General features: G+C 69.5%; 19 protein-coding genes. 7 read left to right on the top strand and 12 right to left on the bottom strand.

The annotated features are described in order from the left end of the window. The 3 genes from CU254_RS13565 to CU254_RS13555 all read right to left on the bottom strand — a co-directional run bounded on the left by CU254_RS13565 (position 1) and on the right by CU254_RS13555 (position 2,370). The gene (locus tag CU254_RS13565) at positions 1-1,047 is read right to left on the bottom strand and encodes a hypothetical protein (RefSeq protein ID WP_009076550.1); all 1,047 of its coding nucleotides are present in this window, start codon (positions 1,045-1,047) and stop codon (positions 1-3) included. Position 1,048: 1 nt separating this feature from the next. Continuing rightward, positions 1,049-1,426 carry a hypothetical protein gene (locus CU254_RS13560; protein WP_037713551.1) on the bottom strand — a complete coding sequence of 126 codons (378 nt, stop codon included), beginning with the start codon at positions 1,424-1,426 and terminating at the stop codon, positions 1,049-1,051. A gap of 119 nt (positions 1,427-1,545) precedes the next feature. After that, on the bottom strand, positions 1,546-2,370 hold the full coding sequence (locus tag CU254_RS13555) for a DUF1295 domain-containing protein (protein ID WP_009076547.1): 825 nt from the start codon (positions 2,368-2,370) through the stop codon (positions 1,546-1,548). A gap of 51 nt (positions 2,371-2,421) precedes the next feature. Here CU254_RS13555 and CU254_RS13550 point away from each other — a divergent pair, with 51 nt between their 5' ends. Then, positions 2,422-2,922: an emopamil-binding family protein gene (locus CU254_RS13550; RefSeq protein WP_009076545.1), complete on the top strand. Its 501-nt coding sequence runs from the start codon at positions 2,422-2,424 to the stop codon at positions 2,920-2,922. Positions 2,923-2,935: 13 nt separating this feature from the next. Here CU254_RS13550 and CU254_RS13545 read toward each other — a convergent pair whose 3' ends face one another. Genes CU254_RS13545 through CU254_RS13535 form a run of 3 tightly spaced genes read right to left on the bottom strand, consistent with a single transcriptional unit; the run spans position 2,936 to position 5,135 of the window. Continuing rightward, positions 2,936-4,426, bottom strand: a complete 1,491-nt coding sequence (locus tag CU254_RS13545) for an MFS transporter (RefSeq protein ID WP_009076543.1) — start codon at positions 4,424-4,426, stop codon at positions 2,936-2,938. A gap of 58 nt (positions 4,427-4,484) precedes the next feature. After that, positions 4,485-4,853 (bottom strand): VOC family protein, encoded by a 369-nt coding sequence (locus CU254_RS13540; protein WP_009076541.1) that lies wholly within the window; start codon positions 4,851-4,853, stop codon positions 4,485-4,487. A 21-nt stretch (positions 4,854-4,874) separates the two neighbouring features. Beyond that, entirely contained in the window at positions 4,875-5,135 is a 261-nt protein-coding gene (locus tag CU254_RS13535; protein WP_009076538.1) for a dihydrofolate reductase family protein, read from the bottom strand. Between the two features lie 214 nt (positions 5,136-5,349). On the opposite strand from CU254_RS13535, the gene CU254_RS13530 reads away from it, so the two are divergent. Together CU254_RS13530 and CU254_RS13525 are read left to right on the top strand one after the other, a co-directional pair. Then, positions 5,350-5,721, top strand: coding sequence for a YciI family protein (locus CU254_RS13530; RefSeq protein WP_037717094.1), 372 nt, complete (start codon positions 5,350-5,352; stop codon positions 5,719-5,721). Next, positions 5,718-6,917 (top strand): RNA polymerase sigma factor, encoded by a 1,200-nt coding sequence (locus CU254_RS13525; protein WP_009076533.1) that lies wholly within the window; start codon positions 5,718-5,720, stop codon positions 6,915-6,917. The genes CU254_RS13530 and CU254_RS13525 overlap by 4 nt, the downstream gene beginning before the upstream one ends. On the opposite strand, the gene CU254_RS13520 is transcribed toward CU254_RS13525, so the two are convergent. Further along, entirely contained in the window at positions 6,914-7,465 is a 552-nt protein-coding gene (locus tag CU254_RS13520; protein WP_037713549.1) for a D-alanyl-D-alanine carboxypeptidase family protein, read from the bottom strand. The two genes, CU254_RS13525 and CU254_RS13520, sit on opposite strands and share 4 nt — an antisense overlap. A gap of 199 nt (positions 7,466-7,664) precedes the next feature. Between CU254_RS13520 and CU254_RS13515 the strand changes: the two genes are divergently transcribed. The 3 genes from CU254_RS13515 to CU254_RS13505 are packed head-to-tail and all read left to right on the top strand — an operon-like array spanning position 7,665 to position 10,218. Then, positions 7,665-8,357: a response regulator transcription factor gene (locus CU254_RS13515; RefSeq protein WP_050788167.1), complete on the top strand. Its 693-nt coding sequence runs from the start codon at positions 7,665-7,667 to the stop codon at positions 8,355-8,357. Next, positions 8,354-9,763, top strand: a complete 1,410-nt coding sequence (locus CU254_RS13510; RefSeq protein WP_009076527.1) for a sensor histidine kinase — start codon at positions 8,354-8,356, stop codon at positions 9,761-9,763. The genes CU254_RS13515 and CU254_RS13510 overlap by 4 nt, the downstream gene beginning before the upstream one ends. Next, entirely contained in the window at positions 9,760-10,218 is a 459-nt protein-coding gene (locus CU254_RS13505) for a hypothetical protein (RefSeq protein WP_100266778.1), read from the top strand. The genes CU254_RS13510 and CU254_RS13505 overlap by 4 nt, the downstream gene beginning before the upstream one ends. Position 10,219: 1 nt before the next feature. Here CU254_RS13505 and CU254_RS13500 read toward each other — a convergent pair whose 3' ends face one another. Further along, entirely contained in the window at positions 10,220-11,389 is a 1,170-nt protein-coding gene (locus tag CU254_RS13500) for an MFS transporter (protein WP_009076524.1), read from the bottom strand. A gap of 101 nt (positions 11,390-11,490) precedes the next feature. On the opposite strand from CU254_RS13500, the gene CU254_RS13495 reads away from it, so the two are divergent. After that, a complete protein-coding gene (locus CU254_RS13495) occupies positions 11,491-12,090 on the top strand; it encodes a TetR/AcrR family transcriptional regulator (protein WP_100266777.1) in 600 nt (199 codons plus the stop codon). A gap of 264 nt (positions 12,091-12,354) precedes the next feature. Here CU254_RS13495 and CU254_RS44805 read toward each other — a convergent pair whose 3' ends face one another. The 4 genes from CU254_RS44805 to CU254_RS13475 form a co-directional block, all read right to left on the bottom strand. After that, the gene (locus CU254_RS44805) at positions 12,355-13,449 is read right to left on the bottom strand and encodes a Gfo/Idh/MocA family protein (protein WP_100266776.1); all 1,095 of its coding nucleotides are present in this window, start codon (positions 13,447-13,449) and stop codon (positions 12,355-12,357) included. Further along, positions 13,446-14,147: a sugar phosphate isomerase/epimerase gene (locus CU254_RS13485; protein WP_234392824.1), complete on the bottom strand. Its 702-nt coding sequence runs from the start codon at positions 14,145-14,147 to the stop codon at positions 13,446-13,448. The genes CU254_RS44805 and CU254_RS13485 overlap by 4 nt, the downstream gene beginning before the upstream one ends. Positions 14,148-14,270: 123 nt before the next feature. Beyond that, positions 14,271-14,810: a GNAT family N-acetyltransferase gene (locus tag CU254_RS13480; RefSeq protein ID WP_009076517.1), complete on the bottom strand. Its 540-nt coding sequence runs from the start codon at positions 14,808-14,810 to the stop codon at positions 14,271-14,273. Positions 14,811-14,829: 19 nt separating this feature from the next. Continuing rightward, positions 14,830-15,561, bottom strand: a complete 732-nt coding sequence (locus CU254_RS13475) for a FadR/GntR family transcriptional regulator (RefSeq protein WP_037713544.1) — start codon at positions 15,559-15,561, stop codon at positions 14,830-14,832. Between the last annotated feature and the right edge of the window lie 188 nt (positions 15,562-15,749).

The raw sequence follows: 15,749 nt of genomic DNA, 5'->3' as shown, positions 1-15,749 counted from the left end.
TCAGTCCATTGTGGACGGCGAGAACGGCTGCGACACCGAACCGTCCGGCGCGATGTCGACGTTCCGGTCCCGGACCCGCTTCTCGGTGCCCTTCGGGGTGTTCGAGGTTTCGAAGTTGGACGGGTCGAACGAATCGCCGGGGCTCACGTCGGGCGGGCTCGGCACGGGCGGCAGGTTGACCGACTTCTCGTGGATCTTGTCCGCGAGCCGGCCCGCCGATTCCTGCATGTGCGAGCGGATCTTGTCCACGCCGCCGAGGAAGCTCTCGAAGATGTCGTCCGCGTTGTCGCCCTCGACCTTCGCCGAGGCCTGTGCGGTCACCTCGGTGAGACCGGCTCCCGCACCGGCCACCGCGGCCTGCGCTCCGACCGCGCTCATCGACAGCCCGCCCGCGGCGGCCGCGGCTCCGGCCGGGGTGGCGACCACGGCCAGCATCCCGACCAGCGCGCCGGTGAAGGCCACCGCCGCCACCTTCGACCAGGAGATTTCGCCCTCCTTGGCCTTGGCTTTCTGGTACTTCTCCGCGGTTTCCCGGAAGGTGAGCGCGAGCGAACCGAGGTCGTCCCGTGCGGCCCACACGCCGTCGCGAGCGGCGACGATGTCGCTCTCCACCACCGTGATCTCAGCGGCGAGCGCCTCGTACGCCTCCGACAGCCGGTCGAGGTAGGTCTTGACGTCCTCGGCCGCGTTGCCGCGCCACGAACCCAGCAGTTCCTTCGCCCGGCGCAGTTCGGTGATCGACCCGCGGCTGAGGTTCTTCCACACCGGTTCGTACGAGTTGATCATCGACTGCAGGCCGCCGCCGGTGTCCTTGAGGTCGGCCTCGGAGAACTCGCGGAAGACCTCGGTGACCTTGTCCTGGTACGCCTCGAAGAGCCCCTTCGCCATGGAGAACTTGAAGAACTCCGCGTAGCGCAGGAATTCCAGCCCGTCGAGCGCGTCATTGGCGCCCTGGTGCAGGTCCTCGCTGATGCCTTCGAGCAGTTCCGCGCGCGGACGGCCGTCGCTGCCGCCGCTGAGCCCGAAGTAGTCCTCCTGCTCGCTCACGTCAGCGCACCTCCCCGCCGGCGCGCCGCACCGCGGCCTGCGACTCGGCGTCCGACGCCTCGTACAGTTCGGCGACCCGCTGGAGCGCTTCGCTCGCCTGGTGCGTCGTGTAGGCCAGCTTCGCGAGCGCATCCTCGACCTTCGCGCGGTGGTTTTCGTACGCCGCCGCGACTTTGGGCATGCCGAGCGAGCCGCCGAACGCCGTGGTCGGGCCGCCGCCGAACGGGTTGATCGAGCCGATGATGGCGGCTGGGCTGACCGCGTCGGGCAGGTCCAGCCCGCGCACGCCGCCGCGCGCGGTGTCCGCCGCGTCCCCGGCGGCCGCGACGAACCTGCTCGCCTTGCGCAGGTCGTCGAGGTCGGTTTCGAAACCGATCATGAAACTACCCCCAGTCGTGTGAACCGTGACCCTACCGGGCGAACGGTATCCCTTCCGACTCATCGGACACCGGGGAGGTTCACGGCATTGACGTGAGGGCGGTCACAGCGCGGCGGCGCTCAGTCCGAAGTGGACCCGACAGCACTCCCCCGGCGCGGGAACCACGGCACGATCGGCGAAACTCGCCGCTGGTAGTTCGCGTACTCGGGGTAGCGGCCGAGCGTGATGCTCTCGGTGAAGATCGTCGAACCGATGAAGAGGGCGGTCAGGAGGACCGCGCCGGCGATCGTCCAGGTGACGGCGCCCGCCGCGGATACGCCGAACAGGAACACCAGCCACCACTGCGCTTGTTCGAAGAAGAAGTTGGGGTGGCGGGAAAACCGGAAGAGCCCGGTCTGCGCGAACCGCGGTTCGGGGGTGCGTCCGGCGGCCGTCTCGCGCTTCTTCCACTGGTGGAAGTTCCATTGCTGCTGGTCCGCGACCGTTTCGCCGACCAGACAGGCAACGAACGCGACGGCCAGCACGATGTCGGCCGCGCCCAGCGGCGTCCGATGGTCCAGCGCGGTCCACGCGGGAAGCGTGATGAGCAGCAGGATGACGTTCTGGTAGAGCGTGATGAAGAAGAGGTTGAACAGCTGGAACTGCCACCGCGCCATCCGGCCGCGCAGCACTGCCCAGCGGTAGTCCTCGCCGCCGGGCGCGTAGCCGCCCTTGCGGGCGTAGTTGAACGTCAGCCGCGCACCCCACAGGAACACGAGCGCGAACAGCAGGTTCAGCCGGGCGTCGGCGAATCCCGCGTGCCCGGCGAAGATCCCGGCGTAGGCCACCGGGACGACCGACCAGATCCGGTCCACCCAGGAGTACTCCCTGGTGAGCACCGACAGCAGCCAGCAGCCGGCGCAGACGCCCGCGAACACCCAGAGGCAGACCTGGAACGCGTTCATGACCGCGACTGTACTGGCGAATTCGCCGGCGCGAGGCCGTAGAATCCGCCGATGGACGCCCCGAACCTGCCGCTGCGCGAGCGCAAGATCGACCTGTTCTTCGCGGCGATCTTCTCGGTGTTCACGGTGACGTCGCTGATCAGCGACCTGCTGCCGACGATCGGCGTCGACTTCTCGCGGCCGACCGGCAACTTTTTCGTCGACTCCAACTACTGGTACGCCCACGACGCCGACCCGCTGTTCATGCATCCGCCGGACTGGATGCGGATCGTCACCGGGCTCTCGGCGTTCGTCTACCTCCCGTTCTACGTCGTGCTCGTCTGGTGCCTCGTCGCGGGCCGCAACGGGATCCAGCTGTTCGCGGTGATCTACGCGACGATGATCGCCACCCTCACCGGGATCGTCGTGTTCGGCGTCGAGTTCTTCGGCGACCCGGCGACCCGTACCGGCAATCCGGGCAAGTTCCTCGCGTTCAACCTCCCGTACGTGCTGATTCCGTTGCTGCTGCTGGTCCGGATGCGACGGCCGCTGCCGTTCACGCGGCGGTTCTGACCATTGTGGACGGTCAGGTCACGTCCGCGGCTTTCCGCAGCGCCCGTTGTCGCCGGCTGGTGCAGGCGGCGACCGAACCGCACAGCAGGGCGAGGGCCGCGACCGCGACCAGCACGTCCGACACCGACCTGACCAGCAGAGACAGCACCAGCGGACCAGCCAACCCGCCAAGCCGGTTGAAGAACGACACCGACCCGGCGACCCGCCCGCGCCGACCGTCGTCGACCACGTCGGCCGCGACCGGGAGGAAGACTGCGGCCATCGTGTTGACGCCCAGCAGAGCGACCGTCAGCACCGTCGCGGACAGCCACGGCGCGGCGACTGCCCATCCGGATACCGCGAGCGCCAGCAGCAACACCGCGGTGCAGACGGCTAGCCGCACCGTGACGCCGGTGGGGCCGAAGCGTCGGTAGCCGAGTGCGAGCAGTCCCGCGCACAGCACCATCGCCACGGCGGATCCGGTCAGGAGGGCGTTCGCCGTGGTCAGCGAGAGCCCGCCGACGCGGGACAGGGTCGGGACCCAGGTGGTGAGGCCGAATGTGGTGACACCGATCGAGAAGGCGAACACCCATTGGAGGCGGGTCGTGAGGGTGTTGCGGGCCAGCCAGTCGTCCTGCGCTGGGGCGGGGGTGTGTGGTTGATCCGGGGGTCCGGCCGCGACAGGTGGCGGGGTGCCTCGCTGATCCGGGATCACCACCGCCGCCGCGGCTAGCAGGAGGCCGGTCGGAGCGCCGATCAGCCACAGCACTCGCCAGCCGAACACTGGTTCCAGCCACAGCGCTGAACCGGACGCGACCAGATAGCCGATCGCGGTCGCGATGATCGACAGGCCGGTTACGGTCGCGCCTCGGCTGCGGCCGGGGAAGAGGTCGCTGAGGACGGTGATCAGCATCGGGGCCAGCCCGCCGACGGCGATGCCCATCAGGAAGCACATCACGACGTTGCCGCGGAAGTCCGGCATGGTGCCGCACATGCTGGTCGCGGTGAAGCCGAGCGTCGCGAGCAGATAGCAGGCCCGGCGGCCGACGCGCTCGGCCCATCGGCTGCACAGCAACGCGCCCAGTGCGGTGCCGGACAGGCCGCTCACCGCGAGCAGTGACGCGGTCGAGGCGTCGATGCCGTATTCCGAGCGCAGGCCGGGAATGACGAAGCCGAGCGTCGACGTCTTGCTGATGTCGATCGTCAGCGCGGCGGTGGCGACCACCGCGATCGTTCGCCTTCCCCGGACCGTAGGCGTGGACAGGGGAACACTGTGCCGCGGCTGGCCCAGGGCCAGCGCGGCTCCCAGTGCGAGGAGCAGTGCCGCTCCGGCGACGAACATTTCCGGCATGTCCGCCAGCGGCATGCCGTGCAGCCGCCGGTCCGGAGCAGAACCCGTAGAGTCCATTCCGGACATCTCGAACCCCCGGAAGAAGCCCACCGCCGAAGCGGCCACGACCACTGCCGCCGCCAGGGCGAGCACCCCCTGCCAACTCGTGCGAGCTGGCCCCGAAACTGTCGTCATGCCTCCAACTTCTCACCCGGCGCCGCGCTCCGGCATCTTCAGTTTTGCGGTCCTCGCCTCAATTTTCCTGCAGGACCGAAAGAATATTCCCCGCTGGATCCCGGAACCACGCGATCAGCGGACCGCCTAGCCGGAAGATGCCTTTTTCGTCGACGCCGTCGAACGGTTCGAAGGAAACCCCCGCCGCGCCGAGGTCCGCGACCGCTTGGTCGATGTCGTCCACCGGGAAGTTGAGAATGGTGTACTCGGCCGGAACGTGCTTGTCGCCCTTGGGATAGACGAGCACTTCGCGTCCTTCGGCGAGACGCAGGCGCAGCATCCCCCAGTTTTCGGCGACCTCGATGCCGAGCGTCTCGGCGTAGAACTTCCGCGCGGCCGGGATGTCGTCCACGGAGAAACCGCTGAATGCCTTGCTGGTGTCGAACATTTTTGCCTCCTGGATATTTGGTCAGCGTTGCTTCGGACGGTAGGTCACGGAGAGGACGCCATTGCGGATCAGCAGGTTCAGCTCGTCGAGCAGGCCCGCCAGCAGCAGCGACCGCACCAGCCGCGGGCTGCCGGGAAGGTGGATGTTCTTGCCCGGCTTGCTTTTCAAGGAGTTCAGCTCGGCCGCCAGATCAGGGCCGAGCAGCGTCGAACCGCTCCAGTCCGCCTCGGTGAGCGTGCTCGACACGACGTACTTCGGCGTGTTGTTCAGGAACGCGGCCATCGGCGATGCTGGCGCGGATCAGCTCGTCCGGCTCGTGGTTCAGCATCATCCAGTCCGGCGGCGATCCGGTCACCCCGTCGAGCGAAACCGACAGTCCGGCCACGATCTTGCGCACGGTTATGCTCCTTCTTCAGCTGACATGTGCACGGGGGACGTCGGAGCCGGGATCCTGAAGGCGACACCGGCGGAGAAAAAGTTTTCGAAGGGGCCAGTCGTGCGGTACCTGATCATGATCCACAGCAACCCGCGGTTCCGGGCGCTCTGGGAGGAGCTGCCGGACGAGAAGAAGGCCGAGTTCGCCCGGAGCCATCTCGCGCTGAACCGCGAGCTCGAAGAATCCGGCGAGCTCGTGCTCAGCGACGGGCTGGCCGACCCCGCCGAGGCCAAGTGCGTCACCGTGCAGGACGGCAAGGCGGTGGCGAGCGACGGGCCGTTCGCCGAGGTCAAGGAGCATCTCGTCGGCTTCTACCTGGTCGAATGCGAGAGCATGGAACGGGCGCTGGAGCACGCCGCGCGGGTGCCGGACGCTTTGTACGGCAAGATCGAGGTCCGGCCGCTCCGCAACGTGAAAGAGCTGAACCTCTGACCGCCGTCGAGCAGCTCCTGCGCGACCTCGCGCCGCAGGTGCTCACCGCCGTCTGCCGCCGGTTCGGCGACTTCACGCTGTGCGAGGACGCGGTGCAGGAAGCGCTGCTGTCCGCCGCGCTGAAATGGCCGGAGCAGGGCCTGCCGGACAACCCCAAGAGCTGGCTGATCACCGCGGCCGCGCGCAGGCGCATCGACATCGAACGCAGCGAGTCCGCCCGCCGCCAGCGCGAGCACACGGCCGCGGGGCTGGCGGTGCCGCAACCGGAACTGGCCCCGGCCGACGACGACACGCTGACCCTGCTGATGCTGTGCTGTCACCCCGAACTCGGCAAGCCGTCGCAGCTCGCGTTGACGCTGCGCGCGGTCGGCGGCCTCACCACCGCGGAGATCGGCCGGGCGCTGCTGGTTCCGGAGAAAACCGTGAGCCAGCGGATCAACCGGGCCAAGAAGCGGCTCAGCGGGGCCCGGTTCCGGATGCCGCCGCCGGGCGAACGGGCCGAGCGGCTGGCCGCGGTGCTGCAGGTGCTCTACCTGATCTTCACCGAGGGACACACCGCCAGCTCCGGAACGGCCGTCAACCGGGTCGAGCTGACCGCGGAGGCGATCCGGCTGACCCGGCAGCTGCACGCGCAGGTCCCCGACGACGGCGAGGTCGCCGGGCTGCTGGCGCTCATGCTGCTCAGCGACGCGCGGCGGCCCGCGCGGACGCGGCCGGACGGCACCGCCGTGCCGCTGGCCGAACAGGACCGCACCCGCTGGGACGCCGCCGCGATCGCCGAAGGGCGCGACCTGATCGGGAAAACCCTGGTCACCGCCCAGCTCGGGCCGTATCAGCTCGAGGCCGCGATCGCCGCCGTGCACGACGAGGCGGCGCGCGCCGAGGACACCGACTGGCCGCAGATCCTCGCCCTCTACGACCTCCTGCTCGCCCTCGCGCCGAGCCCGATGGCGGCGCTGAACCGGATCGTCCCGGTCGCGATGGTCCACGGCGCCCGCGAAGGGTTGCGGCAGCTCGACGAAATCGCGGGGCTGGACGAGCATCACCGCGTCGACGTCGTGCGCGCGCACCTGCTCGATCTGGCGGGCGAGCCCGAGCAGGCCCGGGTCTATTACCGTTCAGCGGCACAGAAAACGCTCAGCGTTCCGGAACGAAGATACCTGGAATCCCGTGCCGCGCAAGGAAACTCGCCTTAGCCGGCCACCCGCACGATCGTCGGCGACCGCAGTGCGTCGGGATTCGGCAACCGCACCGGCACGGTGTCCCCGTGGTACTCGAAGTGCCACCATTCGTTGTCGTAGCGGCGATACAGCCGGTACTCGGCCCCATGCTGCTCCAGCCACGCCGCGCCCTCGATCGGCCGCACGTCCAGCGCCGTGCCGCGGACGTGCGCCGACTCGTGCGGTGGCAGCACTCGACGCCGGGCTGCGGTGACGGAGCCGGTGCGCTGCACTTCTTCGGCGAACAGCCGGTGCTGGTCGGCGACGTCGCGATGGCCGGAGGTGAGCCCGATCAGCTGGCGGTGCCGCCAGAACGCGTCGGTGCGCGCAGCGGTGAAGGCCGCCCGGGTCGGTTCGCTGAGGCCCGCCAAGTCCTCGGCCGGGTATCGCAACGCGAGCGCCCACTGGCAGGCCAGGTACCGGCCGCGGCCGGGCGAACGCAGGAACGCCGCCGGAAGCAGCGCCACCGCCAGGAGGCGGGTGACGGCCGCGAGGACCCGGGGCCGGCGAAGCGACTCGATCATGGGACCCACTTTCGGGTCCCAGTGTGCGCGCACTGCGCACGGAGTTTGACAGCTCTGTAACGGTTCCCCGCGGCGGCGCTGTTACCGAACGATGACACGGCACGCACCGGGCGGGGATCCGCGCCGGGCAGGCTGGAACCCGGCTGTCCGCTGTGGACTGTCCGGGCGGCCGGACGGGCGGGCTGCGATAGTGGGAGACATGCCGAGGGTGCTGCTGATCGAAGACGACCGGGCCGTGCGCGACGGCCTGCGGCTGGCCCTGACCTATCAGGGCCACACGGTCGACGCGGTGGAGACCGGCGAGGAAGGCCTCGCCCGGCTCGCCGAAGACCCGGCCGACGTCGTGGTCCTCGACCTCATGCTGCCCGGGATGGACGGTTTCGAGGTGTGCCGCCGCATCCGCGCGGCCGGCGACCTGCCGATCATCATGCTCACCGCGCGCAACGACGACATCGACGTGGTGGCCGGGCTCGAAGCCGGAGCCGACGACTACGTCGTGAAACCCGCGCAGGCCCGCGTGCTGGAGGCGCGCATCCGCGCGGTGCTGCGCCGGACGGGCGGCGAACCGCGCGGCCCGGACGCGAAGCCGGGTCCGGAACGGCACGGCGACCTCACGATCGACCGCGACGGTCTCGTGGTCAGCAAGCACGGCACGGTGATCGGGCTCGCGCCGACCGAACTGCGGCTGCTGCTGGAGCTGTCGTCGGCGCCCGGCCGCGTGCTCAGCCGCCAGCAGCTGCTCGAATCCGTGTGGGACCAGGGCTATCTCGGCGATTCGCGGCTCGTCGACGCGTGCGTGCAGCGGTTGCGCGCGAAGATCGAGGACGATCCCGCGAAACCGGTGTACGTCCAGACCCTGCGCGGGTTCGGCTATCGCTTCGGGCCGCTGTGACCGGCTGGCGGCTGCGCGGGCTGCGCACCCGGCTGCTGGTGGCGTTCGCGCTGCTGAGCGTGTTCACCGCGCTCGCCGTCGCCGGGATCGGCTACGTGCAGGCCCGAAACGGGATCCTGCAGCGCACCCAGGACAACGCCGCCGTCGAGATGACCACCCAGCTCAAGCAGCTGTACCCGCTCCCCCGGCAGCCGGTGAAGACGAGCGCGCTGCAGTCGGCCGCCGACCGGCTCGACGGCCGGAAGATCTCCGCGCTGGTGACGAGCGGCGGCCGCAGCGCCGGCGACATGCCCGCCTCGGTGATCACGCCGGAGCTGCGGGCGGTCGTGCGGTCCGGCCGGGTCGCGTGGCAGCGGGTGGACGTCGGCGGGGTGACGCAGCTGCTGCTGGGCTCCCCGCTGCTGATCGCGACCGGCGACCGGCTGAACCCGACGATCCCGTCCGGCATCGAGGTCTACGAACTGCGCAATCTCGACGCGGAAATCGACGCGGTGAACCGGCTCGCCCGGGACGCGTGGCTCGCCGGCGGGGCCGCGCTGGTGGTGGCCCTGATCCTCGCCGTGCTGGCCGCGGGCAGCGTGTTGCGGCCGGTCGGCGAACTGCAGCGCGCCGCTCGAAGGCTCGGGGCGGGCGATCTCGACGCCCGGATCGCCGTCCGCGGCAGCGACGAACTGGCGAGCGTCGCGGAGACGTTCAACGCGACCGCCGAATCGCTGCAACGGCACGTCGGCGAGCTGCGCCGGATGGAAGCCGACGCGCGGCGGTTCGTCGCCGACGTGTCGCACGAACTGCGTACGCCGCTGGCCGCGATGACCGCGGTCACCGACATGCTCGACGCCGAAGCGAAACGGCTGCCGGACCCGGCGGGCGAGGCGGTGCGCCTGGTCAGCCAGGAAACGCACAACCTCACGCGGCTGGTGAACGACCTGATCGAGGTCACCCGGTTCGACTCCGGCACCGCGTCCCTCGAAGTGGACGACGTCGACGTGGCCGAGGCGGTCCGGGCGACGCTGCGGGTGCGCGGCTTCGAGGTCGAGACCGATCTGCCGGACGGGATCCGCGCGCGGATCGATCCGCGTCGGCTGGACGTGATCGTGGCCAATCTCGTGGGGAACGCGTTGCGGCACGGCGCGGAACCGGTGACGGTGCGGCTGCGGGGCGACCAGGCGGGGATCACGCTCGCCGTCGAAGACTCCGGTCCCGGCCTGGACGAGGAGGTGCTTCCGCACGTGTTTTCCCGGTTCTACAAGGCGGACACCGCGCGCAGCCGGTCGGAAGGGAGCGGGCTCGGGCTCGCGATCGCCTGGGAGAACGCGCGTTTGCACCGCGGGGAGCTGGTCGCCGGGAACCGGCCCGAAGGCGGTGCGGTGTTCACGTTGTGGCTGCCTCGGGAGGTGCGGCGATGAAGCAGTTGCTGACGCTGGTCGCGGTCTTGGTGCTGGCGAGCGGTTGCGGGGTGCGGCCCAGCGGCGTGATCCCCGGGGAGAACGCGCCCAGCGGGCCGCCGAACGGGAACCTCGGGCCTACGGCGACGGTGTATTTCGTGCTGGAAGGAAAAGTCGTGCCGGTCGTGCGCACCGGTGTCGACGACGTGCCCGCGGACCGGGTCCGGGCGCTGGAGCAGGGGCCGCACGAGGACGAACGGGCCAGCGGTTACACGACGGAGCTTCCGCCGTCGTTCGAGCCGATCGCCATCGGAGTGGGCGAAGCGGCGATCGGGGTGAACGTCCGGGAGTTGTCGCCCAACGCGGTCGCGCAGCTCGTCTGCACGATCCTCGCGGCGGGCGGCGGCGGGACGTCCGGGACGATCACCCTGTCCGGCGGGGGCCAGAAGCTGGCGCCCCGGGCGTGCGGAGGCTGATTCAGCCGCGCGGCTTCATCGCGGGCGCGAACACTACCGCCACCACGCACAACGCCAGGGGCAGCAGGAACGCGACGTTCAGCGGCACCCAGTGCGCCAGCCCGCCGATGATCGCCGGACCGGCCAGCAGCCCGACGTACCCGACGCCGACCACCCGCGCCATCAACGCCCCGGACGCGCGTTTGTCGAGGTTGCCCGCCGCGGTGAACAACTGCGGGACGCCCCCGGAAAGCCCGAGCCCGAACAACGCCCAGCCGCCCAACGACAACGGCACCCACGGCGCGAGCGACGCGATCGCCAGCCCCAACGCGGCCAGCCCGCTCCCGTAACGCACCACGGCGACCGGACCGGCCAGCGCGGCGACCCGGTCGGTCGCGAACCGGCCGACCGTCATCGCCACCGCGAACGAACCGTAGGCCAGTGCGGCGGTGCTTTCGGACGTCCCCAGCCCGTCTCGCAGATACAGCGCGGCCCAGTCGTTCGCGACGCCCTCGGACAGCATCAGCGCGAAGGCCAGCAGACCCAGCAGCCACACCACGCGCATCGGGGTGCGGGCCGGTTTGGCTTCCTCAGTGGCTTCCTCCGCGGTTTCCCCGGACGAATCAAGCAGATACCGGCGGACCACCAGCGACACCACGATGCACAGGACGCCGGTGCCGCCGAGCGACACGAGCGTCGGCACGCCCGCCCCGAGCACTGCCGCGCCGACGACCGCCGCGATCGCACCGCCGATCGACCACATCGCGTGGAAGGCCGCCATGATCGGCCGCGGATACGCGCGTTCGACGACCACGGCGTGCGCGTTCATCGCGACGTCGAGCGACCCGTTGAAGAACCCGAACGCCGCGAGCGCCAGCCCGAGCGTCCACCAGTTCGCCGCGAGCCCCGGCAGCACGACCGCGACCCCGACGAGCACCCCCGCGACGGACACGACCCGCGGATGGCCGAACCGGTCCGCGAGCGGCCCGGTGACCTGCATGCCGATCAGCGCCGATCCGCCGAGCACGAGCAGCAGCGCCCCGAGCGCGGTGTGCGAGACGCCGGTCGCGCGCTCGATCACCGGAATGTGCACCACCCACATGCCGACCGCGAACCCGCACAGGGCGAACACGATCCAGGTGGCGACGCGGGCCGCGCGGGGCAGCACCGGGGGCGGGGAAAGCTCGGTCATCGGGCTCGGCTCCTCTTCGGGGGTCGGGTCCGGTCGGGAACACGGACGCGGTGGGCGCTGGGGCATGATGGGCGGGTGGAAGCCGACCTGGGCGCCGCCCCGTGAGCGAGGGCTACCTGAAGGGCAGAATCCGCCGGGACGACATCGTTTCGGCGGCCGCCGTCGTGTACGGCGAGGCTGGCTACCACGCGTCGTCGCTGCGGGAAATAGCCAAACGAGCAGGCATCACCCACGCCGGCTTGCTGTACCACTTCCCGACGAAGGAAGCGCTGCTCGCCGCGGTCCTGGAACGCCGCGACGCCGAGGACGCCGCCCGCGAACAGCTGACCGCCGCCCCGCCCGGGCTCGAGGTCCTGCGCCGCTTCATCGCGCTGGCCGAACACAACGTCCGCCACCGGGGCATCGTCGAGGTGTACTCGCGCCTCGCCGCCGAGGCGATCTCGGAAGACCACCCCGCCCACGCCTACTTCGCCCGCCATTACCGCGAGGCCCGCGAGACCATCGCCCAGTCGTTCCACGCGCTCGCCGAAACAGGCGAGCTGCGCCCCGGCGTCGACCCGGACTTGGCGGCACTCACCTTCATCGCACTGATGGACGGCCTCCAGGTCCAGTGGCTCACCACCCCCACGCAAGTAGATCCAGTCGGTTCCCTCCGCCTCTCTCTGCAAACTCTCCTGACCGTCCCCCTGTTCCCGAAATAGGCGAATTCCGGAAACAACGCCCCAACAGCCCACCCACCGCGCTCCCTAGCCACCCGCCAAACCGCCACCGATGCACCCAAACAGCGTGGCACCCACCCCTCCCCCAACCCCGATACGAAGCCTCCCTGCGGTCTGGGGGTGCTTGTCAAGGCATCTTTCCCGCCTTGACAAGCACCCCCAGACCGTCAGCACAATCAAACTTCGGGGTGCCCCACGCAACCACCCGGGCGCAATGTCGCCCGCCAGGGCGACGAGCCGCCCGACTCACAACGTCCGCGAAAACGGATCCCACCCCTCAGGCAACAACTCCGCCACCCCCACCCGACTGCCCACCTCAACCCCGACCCCCAACTCCATAGACTCCTCAACAGCCACCATCACGTCCAGAACGTGATAAGCCGTCTCCCCCGAAGCCCTCTCCGCCACCCCAGCCCGAACCGACCGGGCAAGATCAAGCACCCCGGTCCCCCGAGAAGCCGAATGCCCCACCGCGGCCAACTCCTCCGACTCCGCCTCCCCGCCGAGATGCACGACCGTAGCCCCGCCAAACCCATTAGGATCCGGCAAAACCGCGGTACCCCGTGAACCGGTAACCTCCACCACCCCAGTCCGCCGCACCGCGGAATCAAACGAAAACAAAACCTGCGCACTCCCCCCGCGCGCAAACTCAATCAACGCACCAACCGTAGTAGGCACCGCAACCGGAAACTCAGTCCCAGCCCGAGGCCCAGCCCCGATCACCCGAGTCTCCCGCCCCCGCCCGCCAACCCCGGTAACCTTCCGCACCGACCCGAAAACCTGAACCAACTGCGTCAAGTAATAAGGCCCGATATCGAGCAACGGCCCGCCACCGGCCTGAAACAAAAACTCCGGCGCGGGATGCCACCCCTCCGGCCCCGGCGTCTGAAACAGGGCCAACGCGGTAAAAGGGACCCCGATCCGCCCATCCGCAAGCGCCCGAAACGCAGTCTGATGCCCAGCACCAAGCAGAGTGTCCGGCGCCCCCGCCACCCGCACCCCCATCTCCCGCGCCCGATCAAGAAGCTTCCGCACGGTCGACCGATCCACCCCGATCGGCTTCTCCGTCCACACGTGCTTCCCGGCCTCCACCGCCGCGAGACTGACCTCGACATGCACCGAAGGCACAGTCAAGTTCACGACAATCTCGACCTCCGGCAACGCCAGCAACTCCGCTACCGAACCAGCCCAGGCAACCCCATATCGATCCGCCCCCGCCCGAGCCCGCTCCACATCGAGATCAGCAACCCCCACCACCCGAAGATCCGGAAACGAGGTCAGATTCTCCAAATACGCAGCACTGATAAACCCAGCCCCAACAACTCCGACCCCGACACTCACTCGCCGCCCCCAGCGAGATAAGCGAAACTCTCCGCAATCCCCCCGAAAACATCCTCGTGCTGATCAAACTCCACCACCCGCAACGCCCCCGGCGCCGCCGCGAGCACTTCCCCCATCGGCACCCGCCCTTGACCAGCAGGCACCTGCCCAGTGGCGTCGACAGCCAACGACCCGTCCTTCACATGAACGGCGCACACCCGCTGCCCCAACCGCCGCAGCAACGCGGGCGCATCCTCCCCGCCCGCCGTAGCCCAATAAGCATCCACCTCCAGCACCACCTCCGAAGAGAGCCGATCCGCGAAAACCTCCAACGCACTACGCCCGGAAATCCGCGATTCCAGCTCCCACCAATGATTGTGATAACCCACCCGCACCCCAAACCCCGCGGCAACCTCAGCCGCCGCGTTGAGCGCTTCCGCCGTCGCAGCGATCTCCGCCGCATTCCCCCATTGCGAAGCGGGAACCAACGGCTCGATCACCACGTCGATCCCCAGCTCCCGAGCCGCGGCGAACACCGCCTCCTGATCCTTCCCGACCAACGCTGCGTGCGCGGTAGGCGCACTCAACCCGTGCGCCGCCAGCCCCGCCCGAAGCGCCTCGACGTTCTCCACCACCCCGTACGGCTCGACCCGCTCGAACCCGATCGCCGCCAGCCGCCGCAACGTCTCGTCCGGATCAGCCGCGAACGCGTCGCGCACCGAGTACAGCTGCACCGAAGGTCCACCCATGCCAACTCCCAGCGGTAGAGGGCTTTCGCCAATTTCTACCACCTGGTCAGAATTGACACCAGGACAAAACCGGACGGAACTCCGCGGCCAAGATCAGCCGAGATCCTTGTGCCAGATGAGAAAATCGCACGGAGTGGCCAGCAGCGGAGCCAGCTCCGGATGCGGTCCGTCGATCGTCGACGTCTCCACCACCTGGTACCCCAGCCGGCCGTACCACTGCGCGAGGAACTCCTTGGACGGATGCGTCCACTCCCGCGGCACCAGCAGCTCAAGCTGCATCCGCGTACATCCCTGAGCGCGGCAACAACTCTCCGCGAACTCGACCAGCGCACGCCCGATCCCCGCGCCGCGCACCTCCGGCGAAGCAGCGAGCAGACCGAATTCCCCCAGATCCTCGGCCAGCCGCTGAATCCGGACCGACCCCACCACGGTTCCGTCGATCCGCGCCACCGCGATCTCGCCCGCGCGAACCAGCCCGGCCATCTCCCCGGCATTGGTCCGATCGGCCGAACCGGCCCACAATCCCGCCTCGGCCTTCGCGTAGACGGTGTTCACCAGATCGGTCAACAGGGCCACCAGCGCGGTGTCCTCGGCAGCGGACGGCGGCAGGAAGGCGATCTCCGGAGTCGTCACCGGTCCAGACTAACCACCCTCAACTGGCGGCCGAACCGGAAACCGCGGGCCGCGCCTCGCCGAAGCCGCCGTACCGATCCGCTTTCGCGCGCTTGCGCACCTCGTCGAAATGCCGGTGCACCGCGTGCGCGGCCGCCTCCGCGTCGCCGCTGACGAGCGCGTCCACGATCGCCTGATGCCGTTTCGCGGTGGCCGTCGCGGACGAAACCGGCCCGCCCATTTCGCCTTCCGCGGCCCGGTAGACGTCCCAGAACAGCCCAGTCAGCTCGCGCGCCAGGTCGAATCCCGCCTCGGCGCAGATGAGGTCGTGGAACTCGCGGTCGGCCACCGCCGCGTCCGGCCCCTTGCGGCGCATCCGCGCCACGCACGCCTGCAGTTCCCCGATCAGCTCCGGCCGGTGGTCGCGCGCGACCCGGCTGGTCAGCTCCGTTTCGATCATCTCGCGGACCTCGAGCAGGTCGCGCAGCCGCCCGGCGTCGGTGCTGCCGCGGCTGCGCGTGCGGAAGAGCAGCCACGTCTGCAGCGCCTCCGACCCGGCCGAGCCGACGAACGTGCCGTACCCGTGCCGGACCTCGACGATGCCGAGCGCCTGCAGCGCCTTGACCGCCTCCCGGATCGAATTCCGGCTCACGCCGAGATCCTCGGCGAGACTCAGTTCGGTCGGCATCGGCGCGCCGGTCGGCAGCTGCCGGTCGACGATCAGGTCGATGATCTGCTTGGTGATCTCTTCACTGCGTTGCGGGCGCGCCACACGTGTCTCCCGGATGTCTTTCTTGCACTGGCACGTCGCCATCGGAGGACATCCTACGTCATGATCGGCTTTCCCCGCTGCACCCGCGCGGGTGGGAAGCGGGCCGGAACAAGCCTCTTGACCGGGGCGGGAACGGGACTTAGGGTTCCGGCAAGTCATAGGACGTCCCACGTCCTACTTCTCGATGC

It is taken from the genome of Amycolatopsis sp. AA4, from assembly GCF_002796545.1.
In the GTDB taxonomy this organism is placed as follows: domain Bacteria; phylum Actinomycetota; class Actinomycetes; order Mycobacteriales; family Pseudonocardiaceae; genus Amycolatopsis.
This window is presented reverse-complemented; position numbering and strand designations above follow the sequence as displayed.